18 protein-coding genes are annotated in these 16,682 nt (G+C 38.5%); all 18 read right to left on the reverse strand.

Annotated features, from left to right (window positions below; all coding sequences use genetic code 11):
* Positions 1 to 32 precede the first annotated feature (32 nt).
* The 18 genes from VNN39_RS01250 to VNN39_RS01335 all read right to left on the reverse strand — a co-directional run bounded on the left by VNN39_RS01250 (position 33) and on the right by VNN39_RS01335 (position 16,459).
* Complete coding sequence (locus VNN39_RS01250; RefSeq protein ID WP_339007157.1) at positions 33 to 2,474, reverse strand: ATP-dependent RecD-like DNA helicase; 2,442 nt, start codon at positions 2,472 to 2,474, stop codon at positions 33 to 35.
* The gene (locus VNN39_RS01255; RefSeq protein WP_165711388.1) at positions 2,471 to 3,067 is read right to left on the reverse strand and encodes a histidine phosphatase family protein; all 597 of its coding nucleotides are present in this window, start codon (positions 3,065 to 3,067) and stop codon (positions 2,471 to 2,473) included. The genes VNN39_RS01250 and VNN39_RS01255 overlap by 4 nt, the downstream gene beginning before the upstream one ends.
* Positions 3,064 to 3,549: a shikimate kinase gene (locus VNN39_RS01260; RefSeq protein ID WP_096368593.1), complete on the reverse strand. Its 486-nt coding sequence runs from the start codon at positions 3,547 to 3,549 to the stop codon at positions 3,064 to 3,066. Before VNN39_RS01260 ends, VNN39_RS01255 begins: the two co-directional genes overlap by 4 nt.
* Positions 3,540 to 4,850, reverse strand: coding sequence for a 3-phosphoshikimate 1-carboxyvinyltransferase (aroA, locus tag VNN39_RS01265; RefSeq protein WP_339007159.1), 1,311 nt, complete (start codon positions 4,848 to 4,850; stop codon positions 3,540 to 3,542). Before aroA ends, VNN39_RS01260 begins: the two co-directional genes overlap by 10 nt.
* Before the next feature lie 119 nt (positions 4,851 to 4,969).
* Positions 4,970 to 5,527 carry a GNAT family N-acetyltransferase gene (locus VNN39_RS01270; RefSeq protein ID WP_165711391.1) on the reverse strand — a complete coding sequence of 186 codons (558 nt, stop codon included), beginning with the start codon at positions 5,525 to 5,527 and terminating at the stop codon, positions 4,970 to 4,972.
* Positions 5,520 to 6,407: a sensor histidine kinase gene (locus VNN39_RS01275; RefSeq protein ID WP_096368596.1), complete on the reverse strand. Its 888-nt coding sequence runs from the start codon at positions 6,405 to 6,407 to the stop codon at positions 5,520 to 5,522. Before VNN39_RS01275 ends, VNN39_RS01270 begins: the two co-directional genes overlap by 8 nt.
* On the reverse strand, positions 6,394 to 7,050 hold the full coding sequence (locus tag VNN39_RS01280) for a response regulator transcription factor (protein WP_026063776.1): 657 nt from the start codon (positions 7,048 to 7,050) through the stop codon (positions 6,394 to 6,396). The genes VNN39_RS01275 and VNN39_RS01280 overlap by 14 nt, the downstream gene beginning before the upstream one ends.
* A gap of 108 nt (positions 7,051 to 7,158) precedes the next feature.
* Entirely contained in the window at positions 7,159 to 7,377 is a 219-nt protein-coding gene (locus tag VNN39_RS01285) for a hypothetical protein (protein WP_096368597.1), read from the reverse strand.
* A complete protein-coding gene (locus VNN39_RS01290) occupies positions 7,378 to 9,351 on the reverse strand; it encodes an FtsX-like permease family protein (RefSeq protein ID WP_213495464.1) in 1,974 nt (657 codons plus the stop codon). It abuts the gene before it with no gap.
* A complete protein-coding gene (locus VNN39_RS01295) occupies positions 9,344 to 10,132 on the reverse strand; it encodes an ABC transporter ATP-binding protein (protein ID WP_096368599.1) in 789 nt (262 codons plus the stop codon). The genes VNN39_RS01290 and VNN39_RS01295 overlap by 8 nt, the downstream gene beginning before the upstream one ends.
* A gap of 32 nt (positions 10,133 to 10,164) precedes the next feature.
* Positions 10,165 to 10,515: a YxeA family protein gene (locus VNN39_RS01300; protein WP_096368600.1), complete on the reverse strand. Its 351-nt coding sequence runs from the start codon at positions 10,513 to 10,515 to the stop codon at positions 10,165 to 10,167.
* 131 nt (positions 10,516 to 10,646) lie between these two features.
* A complete protein-coding gene (gene aroC, locus VNN39_RS01305) occupies positions 10,647 to 11,816 on the reverse strand; it encodes a chorismate synthase (RefSeq protein WP_096368601.1) in 1,170 nt (389 codons plus the stop codon).
* A 1-nt stretch (position 11,817) separates the two neighbouring features.
* Complete coding sequence (locus tag VNN39_RS01310) at positions 11,818 to 12,408, reverse strand: DUF1054 domain-containing protein (protein WP_165713180.1); 591 nt, start codon at positions 12,406 to 12,408, stop codon at positions 11,818 to 11,820.
* A 6-nt stretch (positions 12,409 to 12,414) separates the two neighbouring features.
* Entirely contained in the window at positions 12,415 to 13,341 is a 927-nt protein-coding gene (locus VNN39_RS01315) for a DMT family transporter (RefSeq protein ID WP_338997724.1), read from the reverse strand.
* Positions 13,341 to 13,793 (reverse strand): DUF1697 domain-containing protein, encoded by a 453-nt coding sequence (locus tag VNN39_RS01320; protein ID WP_270231222.1) that lies wholly within the window; start codon positions 13,791 to 13,793, stop codon positions 13,341 to 13,343. The genes VNN39_RS01315 and VNN39_RS01320 overlap by 1 nt, the downstream gene beginning before the upstream one ends.
* A gap of 29 nt (positions 13,794 to 13,822) precedes the next feature.
* A complete protein-coding gene (gene aroB / locus VNN39_RS01325; RefSeq protein WP_252175617.1) occupies positions 13,823 to 14,884 on the reverse strand; it encodes a 3-dehydroquinate synthase in 1,062 nt (353 codons plus the stop codon).
* Positions 14,868 to 15,734 carry a shikimate dehydrogenase gene (locus tag VNN39_RS01330; protein ID WP_165713177.1) on the reverse strand — a complete coding sequence of 289 codons (867 nt, stop codon included), beginning with the start codon at positions 15,732 to 15,734 and terminating at the stop codon, positions 14,868 to 14,870. The genes aroB and VNN39_RS01330 overlap by 17 nt, the downstream gene beginning before the upstream one ends.
* A 68-nt stretch (positions 15,735 to 15,802) precedes the next feature.
* Positions 15,803 to 16,459, reverse strand: coding sequence for a VTT domain-containing protein (locus tag VNN39_RS01335; protein ID WP_014024359.1), 657 nt, complete (start codon positions 16,457 to 16,459; stop codon positions 15,803 to 15,805).
* Positions 16,460 to 16,682: the final 223 nt, after the last annotated feature.

A 16,682-nucleotide genomic window follows, 5' to 3' on the forward strand; every position in this document is an offset into this window, starting at 1 on the left:
AATAAAAAAGACGGGTTTAAATCCGTCTTTTTTTATTTAAAAATCGCAAAATCTTCTTCTGTTAACCCAATCAACGGGTCAAAAGATCCAGAATTAACTAAATCTGTTGTTAAAAAAGGATTGTTCTCATATGAGGTTAATGCGAGATTTTCTTCAGGAAAAAGCGAAATTTCCTTCGCTTGGGGCTGATTGACTCGTCCAGATACCTTGCTCTTGGACTCTTCCAAAGTATTCTTCACTTTTTCGATAGACTCTGATTTACCAGAGAATCGCTCCTTCAAGTAAGTTTTCCGGTTGGCACTTTCCTTTTGCACAGCTTGTGCGAAAGCCTTTTGCTCCCCAATAAGAATCAAACTTTGTCTAGCTCGCGTAATCGCTGTATACAAAAGGTTGCGCTCAAGCATTCTGGAGTAAGATGAAACCATCGGAACCACAACTGTTGAGAATTCACTCCCTTGTGATTTATGAATAGACATTGCGTAAGCCAAAGTTATTTTATACCACTCTGCTCGAGGATAGCAGACTTCCTGGCCATCAAAATCCATTACAATTTCATCTTGCTTACTTTCTGTGTGTTTTGCTGGGATAAGTTCAACAATTTTCCCTAAGTCACCATTAAAAACATTATTTTCTGCATCATTGACCAGATGGAGAACTTTATCCTCCTCTCGAAAATGGATATCCTGATAATTAAACTCCTGACGCTGCTCAAGAGGATTGAACAATTCTTGCAACAAACCATTTAAGGTGTTTATACCAGCTACACCTTTATACATAGGGGCTAGAATCTGTAATTCGAAAGGATTATTTCCTCTTTTTTTCCACGCAGTTGCCACTTGTGTCACGAGATTAGCAACTTGTCCTGTTCCAGCTTCAAAATAGGAACGATCAGGATGACGACTTGTAAAGTCTTGAGGCAAATGTCCTTCCTTAATCTCATGAGCAAGATCAATAATCGTTGATTCTGCGCCTTGGCGGAAAATTTTATCTAATCTGACTGAAGGTACATCGGGAAGCTTAAGTAAATCTGCAAAGACTTGCCCAGGCCCAACTGATGGCAATTGGTCAGCATCCCCTACAAAGAGGACCTTCATCGACGGTGGAATAGCTTGTAAAAGTTTATTTGCCAGCCATGTGTCTACCATTGAAAATTCATCTACAATCAGGAGAGAACCTGCCAAATCATTGCTTTCCATATCTATCGCTTCATCCGTATTTAAGCCTAAATGGCGATGAAGTGTTGCTGCTGGTAAACCAGTGAGTTCATTCATACGGCGACTTGCTCTGCCTGTGGGTGCAGCAAGAAGAATGGGAAAGACATCATCATGATAATGCCCAGGATCTAAATCAATATCGTGAAGCTGTGCATAAGTTTCGATAAAACCATTGATAATCGTAGTTTTACCTGTTCCTGGTCCACCAGTTAAAATAAAGAACTGACTGTTTAAGGCCTGAAAAATAGCTTCTTTCTGCAACTTATCGTATTGAATACCTAGCTTAGTTTCAACTTGTTCAATATTTTTCAATATCTTCTCATCTGAAAAAGATTGCGCACTGCGTCCAATAAGTTTTTGGAGATATTCACTAATGCCTTGTTCCGCAAAATAAAGAGAATTTTCAAATATTTTAGTTTCTTCTTGTTGCATTTTACCATCTTCAAGAAGATGGTTGATTTCTTCAGCCACAATTTCTGGATTAACTTCTATCTGACGTGCTTCTTCCAAAAGTTGAATCGTTTGCTGCAAAAGGTCACGCGCTTCAATATAGGTATCACCCGTAACTAAAGGTTGTGTTTTCACTATATGCATCAATCCTGCTCTAAAACGGTCGCTACTATCGGCCGCAATACCCAATTCTTGAGCGATTTGATCCGCTGTTTTAAAGCCAATACCTTTGATATCTTCAACCAATTGGTAAGGGTTTTTAGCAATAATCTCTAAAGTTTGATCTTTATAAAGCTCATGAATTTGAAATTGAAGCTTGCTGGGAATACCATATTCTGCAAGCTTCGATAAAATCTTTTCCACGCCATGGTTGTCACGCAGTCTTTTAATAAAGGAATTTTTCTTTGCTAAGGGAAGAATGTCATCCAATTCTTCTGGCTTACTTAAGATACTATCAACTGTTTCGTCAGGAAAAAGAGCCACTATTCTTTCTGCAGTCTTTTTACCAATCCCAGGAAATTTATCAGAAGAAAAGTATTTGATTAGTCCCGCAGCACTGGTCGGCACAGCTTTTTCATAAGTTTCAACTTGAAGTTGTTCCCCATATTTAGGGTGTGTGGTGAGCTTGCCATAGAAAGTATAGCTATCGCCTTCTATTAACTCTCCAATTGTTCCGGTCACAACAATTTCGTAATCTTCATAATCACTATTGGTATCATCTACTTCTAGTAAAAGTACTTTATAAAAATTACTGGGATTACTAAAAAAAATAGCTTCAATTGTTCCGGTAAAATATATTTTTTCCGTCATAACACTTTATTCCAGTGCGTCATCTCAAAACTTTGGCCATTCGTTTCTAAAACCGTCACACTATTATTAGATAAGCCCCCAGCTGTACGTAGCTCTTGTACCGGAAAGCCAGCTAAGTGTCGCATCCCAGCTGTACCTGAGGCACCATGACCGACCAATAAAATATTTTCAGCCTCCTGATTTTTGAGGTCACTTGCTAAACTATCAAAACGTGCTAAAACATTAGCAACTGTTTCGGCTCCAAAATGGCGCCCATCAAAATTTTGCAATTCATTACGAGAAGCAAACATTTCATCTGGGTACTTCAAGAGTGCATCTGCAACCAGTTGTCCTTCCAACTGACCAAAGTTCCATTCAGAAAGACGAATATCTGTATTTACAGGCAAAGCAGTTAACAATTTTGCGGTCGTCACTGCTCGCGGTTGTGGACTAGAAATGACTTTATCAAATTGCACCATTTGTCCCAGTCTTTCATTTACCCGAGCTATTGCCTCATAGGATTCCGGCAAAAGAGGCGAGTCGCCTTTTTGCCCTTGGAGTCTTTTTTCAAGGTTCCATTGTGTTTTACCATGTCTTACAAAATAGATTTTCATTTTAATTCCTGAATTTCTTTAATTATTTCTTCTGGTTTTTTACCCTTAGTTTCAATGATAATATCCGCTACTTCCTCGTAGAATTTTTCGCGCTGTATAAACAATTGCTCTACGGCTTGCATTGGTTTCAAAGCCAATGGGCGCTTATTCTTTTGGTCGGAAAGAATACGTTCGTAGAGCGTTTCAAAATCCGCCTTGAGATAGACAACATTTTTCAGCTTTTTCAAACAATCACGATTTTCTGCAAGTTGAACAATTCCTCCCCCAGTAGCAACGTTAAATCCTGAAAGTACGGCTGCTTCAAGTGTTTCTCTTTCAATTTGTCGAAATTTAGCTTCACCATAATCCTGAAAAAATTGCAAAATGGGCATTCTAATCTCTTGTTCAATGGCTTGATCAAGGTCAATAAAATTTTCCTGATCAAGAGCCCTTACGATCGTCGATTTTCCTGCGCCCATAAACCCAATCAACACTACTGCCATTGTCCTTCCTCCTTGTTTGTTCCAAGTAAATCTTTCAGATCATCAAAGAAAGTTGGATAACTTGTTTTAATGGCTTGACTTCCTTCTAAAACAACTTCTCCTTCGTGTACAAGAAGCGCTGCAATTGCTGTCATCATACCGATACGATGGTCTCCGTGCGTATCAATGACCTTATGAGGCGCGTGAAGGTTTGTCTTTCCTCTAATCCTCATCCCATCCGCTGTGGGGGTAACTTCAGCTCCCATCGCTTTTAAGATATCCGATACTACTGAGATGCGGTCCGTTTCCTTGACACGGAGTTCTTCCGCATCTGCAATAACCGTTTCGCCCTCAGCTTGTGTAGCCAAAAGAGCAATAATCGGCAGTTCATCAATCAATCTTGGAATCAAATCCCCCGATATTCGGGTTGATTTTAATGTACTATAACGAATCTTGAGCGTAGCAGCTATTGCAGTTTGATTATAAATTTCAACTTTTCCACCCATAGCTGTCACAACATCAAGTATTCCTGTTCGTGTGACATTGATACCGACATTTTGCAGCTCAACATTGCTTCCCGGAATGATTAAAGCAGCAACAATCCAAAAAGCTGCTGAGGAGATATCTCCAGGCACTGTAACTTCTCGACCTTCTAACTTTTGTCCCCCTCTTATTCGGATACGCTTTCCCGATACTGTAAGTTTTCCACCAAACTGCTGAAGCATTTCTTCGGTATGGTTTCGTGTCAACTCTTTTTCCACAATTTCTGATACTTGATTGCTCTTTGTTTGGAGTGCGGCAAAAATCAAAGCTGACTTCACTTGTGCAGAGGCTACAGGCAGCTGATAGTTAATAGCCTGAAGATGTCCTCCTTGTATCTTTAAAGGCGGTAAGCAAGCTTCTCCTTGACCAGATATTTTTGCACCCATTAATTTTAATGGGTCCGCAACCCGATCCATCGGACGACGAGAAAGTGAAGCGTCACCAATCAATTTTGTTTCAAATTCTAAACCAGCGAGAATCCCCGACATTAAACGCATTGATGTCCCTGAATTTCCCATGTCTAAGGGCTTATTCGCAGGCTTTAAGCCCTCAAAACCTTGGCCCTGAATATAGATTACCCCATCCTTATCGTCAATTTTGACACCCAAGGATTGGAAAGCCTGTATCGTAGCTGTAACATCCTCAGCACGTAAAATACGGTTTACCTTCGTTTGACCATGTGAAATCGCCCCAAACATTATGGAGCGGTGAGAAATTGATTTATCCCCAGGAACAGTAAGTTTACCTGTGAGTGATTTTGCCTTTGTTTCGAGTTTCATTGTGATTCAAACTTTCTTCTCTACGATTTATCTTCTATTATAGCACAAGTCAAGCAGTACAATATTGTATTGTTTTTCTTAATCCGCTAACAAAAAAACCACTGCGCACAGGTGGTTTTTCAGTTTTTAGCTTTTAAATATTCCTCTTTCGTCAATGTCCAATAGTCACACAGGACTGAATGTTCCACTTTTGCCATGTATGTATAAACTTGGCCCATTTTTCGCATCCCTATCTTTTCCATTACACGTCCTGATTTTGGATTCTCTGCATCATGTTCTGCAATAATCACCTTTACATCAAGCACGTTAAAAGCTAGATCCCTGAGCGAAGCTGCAGCCTCTGGCATTAGCCCTCTTCCCCAAAAGTTACGGTTAAGTACCCAGCCAAATATAGCTTGATCTCCGTCTAGCCTTAAATCAATGGTACCAATCATTTTTTGGCTCCGCTTGTCCACTATCGCCCAGCAAAATAAACGCTGTGGAATAAAGTAGTCTACAATGCTTTCCTCTGTCATAGCTAAATCTTTGTGCACAGGAAATGAAACATAGCGTGCAACTTCTGGATCGCTCGCGTATTCGAAAAGGTCTTCTTTATCCGCAAGTTCCACTTTTCTAAAAATTAAACGTTCGGTTTCAAATTTTTGATGTTGTGCAAGCAGCACCAGTTTATTATTCATTTTTTTCCACCTCAACGGATGTTCCTACGCCTAACTCCGAGCTTATCTTAATACTAAAGTCAAGACGATCTAAAATAAGTTTTGTTAAGTACAGTCCTAGACCAGACGCTTTATAATGTCCGCGACCATTATAGCCTGTAAAACCATGCTCAAATATTCGTGGCAAATCTTCGGGTAAAATCCCTATTCCTGTATCGCTTAACACAATTTTATCTTCTTCGATACTAATTGTTAAACTGCCTTCATCTGTATATTTTATAGCATTATTGAGTAATTGCTCTATTGCCAAACTAAACCATTTGCGATCTGTGGTAATTTCCCAATCCCCTGAAATAGTGACGGATAAATTCTTCTGAATGAAGAAGCTACTGTATTTTTTAAGTAGTTCTCGCAAAAGCTGGGCAACAGAAAATTTTTCAAAATGAAAATCTGTTGAAATATTAGATATTCGTTGGTATTCCAATAACATCTTCAAATAATTATCCAAAGCGAAAGTTTGATTTTTTAATTCAATCGGATTTATCTCTGTTTGTGCCATTAAATCAATCGCTGCCAAAGGTATTTTCATTTGGTGAGACCAAACCTTGATAATATCTTCTGTTTCCTTAATGTGCTTTTCTTTTGCTCGTAGATTCTCTTCCAAATCCCAAAGCTCATGTTTCAAATCGCATAAGATTGCTTCTCTATTCGCCCATCTAAAATATGAAGAAACCAAGTAAATCACAAAGACAATCAAAGCAAGGATAGTTGCATTGATGAGAGATTCAATCGGAAGGTGCCAGAGTAAAAAGTTACTCACAAAGATAAAAAGCATCACCAGAAACACACCGATTTGGGCAATTTTTGTCTGTAAAAAGCGTTTTATTTTACTCCAAGGCATAGCCTACACCTCGCTTCGTTACCAAATGTGCAAATCCAATTTCTGCCAGTTTTTTACGTAAACGTGTCATTTTTACATTTAATGTATTACTATCGATAAACTCATCTGTTTGCCATAGCTCTTGGAGAATGGCTTCCTTGCTTACAACAGCTCCATTGGCCCTAAAAAGAACACTCAGAATCTTGTTTTCGGAAGGTGTGAGATCAATCTGACTTTCTCCTGATTTTACCATGTTGTCAGATAAAATGAAGCCAGCAAATTCTAATTTCTCAGGACCAGAAAAGTTATAAGAACGACGCAGCAATGCCTTAATTTTAGCCTGTAAGATATCCAAGGAAAAAGGTTTTGTTACAAAATCATCAGCCCCTTGATTCATAGCTGTTACTTGGTTCATATCATCACTCATAGACGAGATAAAAATAATCGGAATTTGTGAAACTTTGCGTAACTCTGTTGTCCAATAAAAACCGTTATAAAATGGTAAACCGATATCCATCAGTACTAAGTCCGGATCTGCTTCCAATATTTCCTGCTTAACTGCCCGAAAATTTAAAACAGAATAGACCTGAAATTCACTTTTTAAGACATTAGTCAACATTTTAACAATTGTTTTATCATCTTCCACAATAAAAATTTTGGGCATTTTTTCCTCCCGAACTTTCGAATCAGCTATTTTTTGTTCGTTTTTTACTATCAAATTTTCTTTCTCCTATTATAACATATAAAAAAACCAGATGATTCCATCTGATTTTTAGTAAAATGTTGTAAAGCCATAATAGCCTAAACCAACAATGATAAGAAGCGAGAGGATATGTAAACCTATGGCTAAGGACTGTAAAAGTCTGATGTTCTTGCACGACTTAATCTTTCTTTGAACAAATTGAATGATTCCCCAGACATACCAGGCACAGAAAGTAAGAACAGTAAGTGAGCCACCAAGGACTAGTAAGTAATAGGGTATTTTTTCCATTTATTTTTTCTCCACGATATTGTAGTACACGCGGCTTGTTCCTTTGTAGATTAACCAATAAACAAAGGCTAAAGCAGCAATGGTTCCTAAGCTGACCCATAGAATTAATTGGCTATCCATGATTCCGAATATTTCAATAAGCTTACTGATCATGATGTAAGCAAAGCTGAAATGTACGATTGTCATAGCAATTGGCAATAAGAAAATCATGCTTACTTGTGACTTGATTGTCTTAGAGACTTGTTCTTTTGACAAACCTACTTCTTGTAGGATCTTGAACGAACGTTTATCTTGTACACCTTCTGATAACTGTTTGTAATAGATAATTAGAGCAGCACCTAAGATAAAGCTAATACCAAGAACTAAGCCAATAAAGACAAAGGCACCAATACCAGTTTTAACTTCTTTTAGCTCATCCGAGCGGAAACTAATCGTATGATCGCCATCATTATTTTGGAAGATCTTTGTTAATTTTTCTTGATCTTTTTCGGCAATATCAAAGTTAACTGTCACAGATGGTGTCGCTTGATAAGATTGGTCTCCATCATTGTTAGCTTTATTATAAGCATTAAGAGCTTGATGTAGGGCTTCATCATTTGGGAAGATAAGAAGGAGCGGTGTTGCTATATTCATCATAATAGGATAATTTTTCAAATCCTGACTAGCCATGATGTCATTCACTTCATACTTAGTTCCAAACCAGTTAAATTCTTTTAGTTTTGGATAAGCGCCTAAGTAATCAACTATATTAATTTGATTATCAGAAAGCTCCGCAACGTTTTCATTCAAGTTTTTCAATGTTTGTAGCGTTGTCATTGAAAACTGAACGGCTGTTTTTTGGTCACCTGTTGGAGAAATATTTAAAGTATTTTCTCCTGCTTTTTGACCATCACCCATTAAAAATTCAACACTTAAAGCTGTTGAAATGTTTGATACATCTACGCCAGCTTGGTCCGCTTTTTCTTGTAAGTTTTGAGCCAGCTGATTGCCTGTTTGTGCTTGCGAATAAACTGTATATTGGCCCTCTTTTGGAAACGAACGTTCTACAGTTTGCGTTGTTCCAAAGAAAATACCAATTGTAACCACCAATGTCACTAAAGTCATTGACAAAAGAATGGTGATATTCGCTAAACCAACGGCATTTGCTTTCATACGGTAAAGCATTGAACTAATCGTGATAAAGTTTTGAGGCTTATAATAAGAATTACGTTTTTTACGCCATTTTAAATACCAAACAGTAAAGCTAATATAGAAAAAGTATGTTCCCAAAATTACAGAAAGGACTGCAAGGAAGAAAGTTGACAAAGCTTTAACTGGATTGTCAACATTTAGAGCTAGACCATAACCAACAACAAGTAAAACAATACCAATCAAGGCCATGAAAATATTTGACTTAGGTTCTTTCTCACCTTTAGATGCTTCTCTTAATAAGTCAAGACTTGATGACTTCCAAATGATAAATGTACCAATAACAAGAAGAACGGCAAAGAAGAGTAAGAAAATTGCTGCCACCGTTAAAATAGAAGCTGGGGTAATTGCCAAGTTAAAATTACTTTCACCAATCATATTGATAAAAATGAGGAAAAGAAACTTAGAGAAAGCAATTCCAACGATTGTACCAATAATAACGGTCGCAATATAGCTCATCACAAGTTCAAAGAAAGAAACAAGAGCAATTTTCTTCTTACCCAGCCCTAAAATATCGTAAAGGCCGAATTCACGTGACCGTTGCAACTGTAGGAAACGATAACTATAAATGAGAATTATCCCGCCAAAGATAGCCAAAATCCACATCGCAAAAGACATCATCTGCCCTACTGCTGCACCACCCTTCATTTTTTCCAAGGAAGGAGATTGCGCAATTGATGCAGTAACAAAGAGTAAAACAAACATCGTCACACTCGCCACAAGGAAAGGCGCAAATGATTTCAACCCTTTTTTCAGATTTTGGACTGCCAGTTTAAAACTAAGCATTATTCGCTACCTCCGTTTCACTTGGATCTGATGAAGCACCCAAGAATGAAGTCATGGACAAAGTAATTTCTTTTGCAAACTCTGTTGATGATTTATCACCACGGTAAAGCTGATGATAGAGCATTCCGTCTTTAATGAAAAGAACACGTTTTGCGTGACTTGCAGCTAAGCTTGAGTGAGTAACCATGATAATTGTTTGACCAGCATCATTGATATTTTCGAAAAGTTCGAGCAGACTCTCTGAGTTTTTATAGTCCAAAGCAGCTGTTGGCTCATCTGCCAAAACGAGATCTGGCTGAGAAATCAAAGCACGCGCCACAGCCACACGTTGTTTTTGTCCCCCAGATAATTCAAAAGGTTGTTTTTCTAAAAGGGTCTCGATATTTAACTTAGGCGCTAAGTTTTCCAGACGTGCTTTCATTTTTTTTACCGGTGCCTTAGAAAGTACCATCGGAAGATAAATATTATCCCTTACAGATAATGTATCCAAGAGGTTGAAATCTTGGAAGACAAAGCCAAGATGCTCACGACGGAAAGCTGAGATATCTTTGTCTTTAATGGCTGTAATGTCACGGCCTGAAAGTAAAACTTGACCTGCTGTTGGTTTTTCCAAGGTTGATAAGATATTCAAGAGCGTTGTTTTACCTGAACCTGATTCACCCATAATAGCAATGTATTCACCTTCTTCAACAGAAAAATCAATATCAGCAAGAGCAGTTGTTTCTTCCTTTGAAAAGCGTGTTTTGAAAACTTTTTTGATATGTTTAACTTCTAATAGCATTTTTTCTCCCTTATAACATTTGAATGATTAATTTAATTTAATTTATCTTTTGCTTTACTTGGCAAGTCATTTTTTTGAACTTCTTCCCAATTTGTTATGCCTTTTGTTTTATTGTCTGTCACTTTAAGATAAGCCTCTTTACGTAAGTTATGGGTTGCTGTGAATGAAACATCTTTAGCTTCACCATTTTTGTCATAAGAAGGGAGTTTGTATTCATAGGACACTGTACGATCACCTGAATCACTTTTCCCAACTTTTTTCGAGCCGTCTTGTGTGATTTTCACGTAACGTTCTGTTCCTCCGTAGCTTGATTTGTACCATCCATACCCCAGACCACCAATAACTACTGCAAGAGCAAGTAAGCCAAATAATACTTTTTTCATATTTTTACCTCTTTCCTACTAGGTTTTTTCTTAACCCTACACTTTTATTCTAACAAATTATATTTTCTGCAAACTTACACTTTTGTAATAAAAAAAACTAGTCCTTATTTTTAGGACTAGTTTTTATTTCATCAGTAGTTTTTTATGCGTTCCTTATAATTTTGAAAAGCCTCATGTAACTCTCGAAAACTATCGCTTGAAAATTTATCACAGATTTCTTGTGCTAATATTGTAGCAACAACATTTTCCATTACTACTCCTGCCGCTGGCAGAGCGGTCGGATCAGAACGTTCGACACTCGCTTTATAAGGTTCATGCGTTTGAGTGTTGACAGACATGAGAGGCTTATATAGGGTCGGTATCGGTTTCATGACACCACGAATAATAAGATCCTCACCATTCGTCATGCCCCCTTCAAAGCCACCAAGATTATTACTTTTTCGGCTATAGCCTGTTTGCTCTGACCAAAGGATTTCGTCCATGACCTTACTCCCTTGACGTCGACCTGCTTCAAAACCAAGACCAAATTCTACACCCTTAAAGGCATTAATAGAAACAACAGCAGCTGCAATTTTCGCATCTAATTTACGATCAAAATGTACATAAGAACCTAGACCTGCTGGTACATTTGTGGCACGCACCTCTACAATTCCGCCTATCGTATCACCAGCTCTCTTTATTTCATCAATATAAGAACGGATTTCCTCAGCTCTCGAAGTATCGACAATGGATAAATCATTTGCACCAGCTTTTGCTTTGATTTCGCTCACAGAGAGCTCTGGAAGTTGTGCGACGACATCTTTGCCTCCAAAGTTAACCACATGATAAGCCAAATCGATATCAAGCTGTTTCAATAATATTTTAGCAACAGCGCCTACAGCTACCCGCATCGTAGTTTCACGTGCAGACGAGCGTTCTAGCGTATTCCGTAAATCCTCAAATTCGTACTTCATACCTCCTACTAAGTCGGCATGACCCGGTCGAGGTTTTGTCAATTTTCTTTGTCTCTTCACTGAATCATCGACTTCTTCTGAAGCCATAATTTCTGTCCAATGTGAAAAGTCACGATTGGTTACATTGAGTGTAAGCGGACTGCCCAAAGTTTTTCCATGACGTAGCCCACTGGTGATTTCTACTTGATCAGACTCTATTTTCATGCGACCACCGCGTCCATATCCCCCTTGACGACGCTTCAACTCAATATTAATATCAGAAGCTTGAAGCGGAAGCCCCGCTGGCAAGCCTTCAATAATGGCAGTCAAACGTGGACCGTGTGATTCACCTGCTGTAAAAAAGCGCATCTTAAGCCTCCATTATTTTTTCATAGATTGGTAGTAAGTCATCGATGGTTTCAAGCATTTCTTGTAATATTACATCGTCTTGCTGCCCATCAAAACGTTCAGCTTGCCAAACTCTACCAATCTCTAACTCTGATTTTTTTACATTTTTCAAACGGGTAACGAATTCTCCAAAATGATTATTTTCATAAAATTCAGGCTTGGTGTGATCTTTAGATAGAACAAAATCCTTGGGTAAAGCAATCTTCGAACTCATTTTTTGAGCATAGATTGCTTGTCCTTTGGGTTGATCGATGATCGAAAGGTAGATAAAGACATAATCTTTCCAGATACCTAATTGGAAATGGGGCTCCATTTTATAACCACGTTTTTGTGTTCCAATAGCTGACCATGTATTCTCAGGAGCATTGCTTGTCCGACGACGATGCTGTGCAATGTGCAAGTAAAACTCCTGTTCTGGGAAAGATTGGTTCACTCTTTCTTTTAGCTGTTCTCCTATATCCATAAAAATAGGTTGAATTTCAGCACGCACGCCCTGCATACGCATTTCTAATCCTTCTATATCGAAGATTTCAAACGATTCTTTTCTAAACATATTTCCTCACAAAAATTTTATACAAATAATCCCTAACAACATTATAGCAACGCCAACAACTTGGATAAGACGTATCGGATACCGATCTGAGCGCCACCATCCAAATTGTTGCACCAACATTGAACCAATGATTTGTCCAAGAAGTGCCATCATTATATTGAGACCAGCACCTATTTTTGGCACTGCTAAAACTGCGCCAAGTACAAAAAAGGCCCCCCATATGCCACCCAATATGTTCCATTTTTTTATCTTTCCTAATTCAACTGTCGTAATTAAGCGACGTTCAATCACTAAAGTCACGCAGACAATAGCAATCAGACCAATGAAGAAAGACATAAACGAGGCCTGAAATGGTCGATGAAGTAATGTCCCCAAATGTCCATTAATAGCTTGTTGAACCGCAGTAAATGCGCCAGATATTATCGCCCAAAGACGCCACAGTATCAAATTTGGCTCGGCGTCAACTTGTCTCGTTTTTTCACGTAGGCTGGGTAAGACAACAGCAACAAAGAGTCCAAGTATAGTGACAATAATTCCCAATACACGAATAGGACTCATCGGTATTTGGACCGCATAAAACCAACCACAACTGTCAATTACAACTCCGGTCAAAATTTGTCCCAGAATGGGTAAGATAACAGTCTGCACAGCACCCAACCTTGGAAATAGAAAGACATTAGATGTGACATAGACAGGGCCCAGTAAACCACCAATCCATATCCAGGCCGGATGAGACTGGACAAATTCAGCAGATGGGAATAAATCCCCGCTTAAAAGTAAAGAGATCGTACCTAAGAAAACAACCCCAATAATTTGAGAAATTGTTGACGCCCAAAAAGGGGAATTAACATTTTTGCGAAGATCGGCATTAATCGGGTTTTGGTTTGCTAGTAAAAAACCCGCAAAAAGTGCTATTCCAAGATAGACAAACATTATAATTTTTTAATTATTCTCTCCATTGTATTAATATTACGACTTGTAAAAAGATCCTTATAGGCTTTTTTTCCTAAAATTCTACCAAAAGCTGTTGTTAGAGTCGCTTCCTTTGGTACCTTCCAATAAAAGCTATCCGCTCTAACGAGCCCCTCTTCTCCACCTGTTTTCACTGAATTAAACTCGCTTTGAGCAATTTGCGCAAAAGCTTTTTCTGCAACAAAGACATAAAGATGATAATTTTCATCTGGTTGAAAAGGATTATTTTTAATAATTTCTCTTACTTGTTGCTCAGTTTTTATAAAACTTTGCACAGGCAAAAAAGATAAATCAGGCAAGGTTTCGCTACTAAAAATGACATTTCCTGTTGCTAAAACAGTGACAACGTCTGTAAAACCAGCTGTTTCAAACTCTTTTTTTAAGTCTGCCATTTTGATTTTAATTCCACTCACATTTATTCCGCGAAGAAAGGCACAGTATCTCATTTCAAATACTCCTTCATTTCTTGAAGGCTTATCTCATGAATTTTGGCCTGTCCAATTTCGGGAACAAGCACGGTCTTAATCCTCTTGCCACGCGCTTTTTTATCATGGGTTAGAATTTCAAACAAGGCTGTCTCGTCCCATGGCTCATAAGTTTGTGGAAGTTGAAACTTTTGGAGTACTGCTTTGATTTGAGTGACTAGTCCTTTAGGCATCAAGCCTTTACTTTCAGCCACTTTACTTATTTGGACCATTCCAATTGCTACAGCCTCTCCATGCATGACCTGCCCATAGCCAGCATAAGCTTCGACAGCATGTCCAATTGTATGACCAAAATTCAAATAAAGGCGAGTCCCCTGATCAAACTGATCTTCCACAACAAGTTTACGTTTGACATCACAAGCCGCCCGAATAAAATACTCCGCTTCTTGTAGAAGTTCATCGGCGTCCTTGATTTCATTCAAACGGATCCAGAGCTGTTTATCGGCAATCAAGGCACACTTGACGATTTCACCAATGCCCTCACGGAAATCTCGTTTCTCTAGGGTTTTCAGTACCTCCGGATCGATTAGAACGCCATCTGGCTGGGCAAAAGTCCCAATCATATTTTTAGCATAATGACTGTTCACTCCAGTTTTTCCACCGATAGAACTGTCGACTTGCGCCGTTAAACTTGTTGGTATTTGAAGGAAGTGAATACCTCTCATGTATGTGCTGGCAGCAAAAGCTGCTAAGTCGCCAACAACGCCTCCACCTAGAGCAATAATCCCATCGGAGCGCGTCAAACCCTCTTGAGCACAAAAATCCCATAGTCTCTCTACGGTAGATAAGTTTTTACTTGCCTCTCCTGCTGGAAAAGTAAAAGTAGAAACTTCAAATCCTACATTTCTTAACTGGGAAGCTACCTCTCGCCCATAAAGAGAGTCAACGTTGTCATCGGTAACGAGCACAACTTTTTGTTGGTGCCAGAGTTGTGAAATCCATTGTCCCACTTGCGACAAGCTCCCCTTCTTGATAATGATATCATAAGGGTGCTCTGGAAGATTAACATTTAACCTCATCTTTTCCCTCCAATTCCTGACTTATCTGTTCAATAGGCATCTTCTTTCCTGTCCACAACTCAAAAGAAGCTGCGGCTTGATGTATAAGCATACCAACACCATTCATCGTTGTTATCCCCTGTTTTTTTGCCCATTTCATCAGCGGTGTCTCTCGCACTTTGTAAATCGTGTCTACCACCAGAATTCCTGAAGGTAAAAGAATCGAAGAAGGGAGGGGCATTGCTTCGCCAGACATTCCTACAGGTGTCGCATTAACCAGTAAGTCTGAGGCCGTGATTTCTTTTTGCAATCGTGAAATATCAGCTAAATCGTAAAGTTTTATTCTAGCTTTTGTTTGATGTGATAACTTCTCCAAACGTTGCTCTAAACGTGCATAAGAGGGTGATTGTCTAGCAAAAATCGTGATTTCGCTCATTTCAAGCAAAGCAGCCTGAACAATTATCGAAATCGCAGCGCCTCCGCCACCGATGAGCGTTATTTTTTTATGGTGTGGTTTAAAATTTAAGGCGTTGAAGAAGCCTTGACCATCCGTATTGTAACCTAATAACTTTCCGTTTTTATTGACAATCGTATTGATTGCTCCAATTAACTGTGCCTCCTCGGATAATTCATCAATAAATGCCACCGCTTTTTGCTTATAGGGCATTGAGATGTTGAGCCCAAACATGTTCAAGGTTCTGACATTGTTAATCGTTTGTCCGAGTTTGTTTTCATCCCCCAAATCCCAAGCTAGATAAACAGCATTTTCATTGGTCAGCTCAAAAGCCCTATTATGAATAAAAGGAGAAAGACTATGCTTAATGGGAGTTGCTAACACAGCAGCCATCCGAGTGTATCCATTTATTTCCATCGTTTACCTGTCTTCGTTTTTTTATATAAAAAAATAGTATTAGTTTTCTAATACTATTATAACTTATTTTAAGCTGCTTTGCGCCCTGCGAAATACCGCTTAGCAACGCCGATTACTGCTGGAAGTAGAGATACGGCAACGATTGCAAGCATAACTAGCTCAAAGTTTTTCTTGATGAAAGGCACTTGTCCAAAAAGGAAACCTGCACCTAAAGCTACGATGACCCAAGCAAAACCACCTAAGAAATTATAAAGAACAAATTTTTTATGTGGCATACGACTTGTCCCTGCTGTAAAAGGAACAACCGTACGAATGATTGGCATAAAACGTCCAAGGAAGATTGCCCAAGAGCCCCATTTAGCAAAGAATTGCTCTGCTTCTTCAATGTACTCTGGCTTTAAAAATTTAGACAGCGTTTTATGTTTTGGAATAACATCTCCAAATTTACGACCAATTTCATAATTGAGAAGATTGGCCAGAAAAGCTAAACTTCCCATAATCAAAATAAGAAGAGGCATTGATAATTTATCTGGATACATGGCGGCCATTGATCCTACAAAAAAGAGAATTGAATCCCCTGGTAAGAACGGAAAAATAACCAGCCCTGTTTCAATGAAGATGATGGCTCCTAAGAGGACATAGACCCAAACATGTGCGCCTGGCGCATTCAAGAAACCAGAAATCCAGTCATTGAAGAAGCCAAACATCGAAAGTGTTGTAAACATATTTTTATATTTTCCTTTTGCTATGCTAATACTGCATTTTTCATTTTACACTAAAAACTTGTCTTTATCAAATTCTCATTAGCCTATTTTTTTAGACAAAACTATTATTTTTATTTATTGGAGTCGTTTTCCATGTCACATTTTATAACACAATTTATTTTTTTCATCCCCGTTTTATGGTATACTGACAAGTATATAATTGTTTATATAATTAATGAAACTT

The organism is Lactococcus formosensis (assembly GCF_037892375.1).
GTDB classification, from domain to species: domain Bacteria; phylum Bacillota; class Bacilli; order Lactobacillales; family Streptococcaceae; genus Lactococcus; species Lactococcus formosensis.

Excerpts from the sequence above, each read along its gene's own strand:
- VNN39_RS01250 (WP_339007157.1), bottom strand. The coding sequence starts at position 2,474 with ATGACGGAAAAAATATATTTTACCGGAACAATTGAAGCTATTTTTTTT.
- VNN39_RS01255 (WP_165711388.1), bottom strand. The coding sequence starts at position 3,067 with ATGAAAATCTATTTTGTAAGACATGGTAAAACACAATGGAACCTTGAA.
- VNN39_RS01260 (WP_096368593.1), bottom strand. The coding sequence starts at position 3,549 with ATGGCAGTAGTGTTGATTGGGTTTATGGGCGCAGGAAAATCGACGATC.
- aroA (WP_339007159.1), bottom strand. The coding sequence starts at position 4,850 with ATGAAACTCGAAACAAAGGCAAAATCACTCACAGGTAAACTTACTGTT.
- VNN39_RS01270 (WP_165711391.1), bottom strand. The coding sequence starts at position 5,527 with ATGAATAATAAACTGGTGCTGCTTGCACAACATCAAAAATTTGAAACC.
- VNN39_RS01275 (WP_096368596.1), bottom strand. The coding sequence starts at position 6,407 with ATGCCTTGGAGTAAAATAAAACGCTTTTTACAGACAAAAATTGCCCAA.
- VNN39_RS01280 (WP_026063776.1), bottom strand. The coding sequence starts at position 7,050 with ATGCCCAAAATTTTTATTGTGGAAGATGATAAAACAATTGTTAAAATG.
- VNN39_RS01285 (WP_096368597.1), bottom strand. The coding sequence starts at position 7,377 with ATGGAAAAAATACCCTATTACTTACTAGTCCTTGGTGGCTCACTTACT.
- VNN39_RS01290 (WP_213495464.1), bottom strand. The coding sequence starts at position 9,351 with ATGCTTAGTTTTAAACTGGCAGTCCAAAATCTGAAAAAAGGGTTGAAA.
- VNN39_RS01295 (WP_096368599.1), bottom strand. The coding sequence starts at position 10,132 with ATGCTATTAGAAGTTAAACATATCAAAAAAGTTTTCAAAACACGCTTT.
- VNN39_RS01300 (WP_096368600.1), bottom strand. The coding sequence starts at position 10,515 with ATGAAAAAAGTATTATTTGGCTTACTTGCTCTTGCAGTAGTTATTGGT.
- aroC (WP_096368601.1), bottom strand. The coding sequence starts at position 11,816 with ATGCGCTTTTTTACAGCAGGTGAATCACACGGTCCACGTTTGACTGCC.
- VNN39_RS01310 (WP_165713180.1), bottom strand. The coding sequence starts at position 12,408 with ATGTTTAGAAAAGAATCGTTTGAAATCTTCGATATAGAAGGATTAGAA.
- VNN39_RS01315 (WP_338997724.1), bottom strand. The coding sequence starts at position 13,341 with ATGTTTGTCTATCTTGGAATAGCACTTTTTGCGGGTTTTTTACTAGCA.
- aroB (WP_252175617.1), bottom strand. The coding sequence starts at position 14,884 with ATGAGGTTAAATGTTAATCTTCCAGAGCACCCTTATGATATCATTATC.
- VNN39_RS01330 (WP_165713177.1), bottom strand. The coding sequence starts at position 15,734 with ATGGAAATAAATGGATACACTCGGATGGCTGCTGTGTTAGCAACTCCC.
- VNN39_RS01335 (WP_014024359.1), bottom strand. The coding sequence starts at position 16,459 with ATGTTTACAACACTTTCGATGTTTGGCTTCTTCAATGACTGGATTTCT.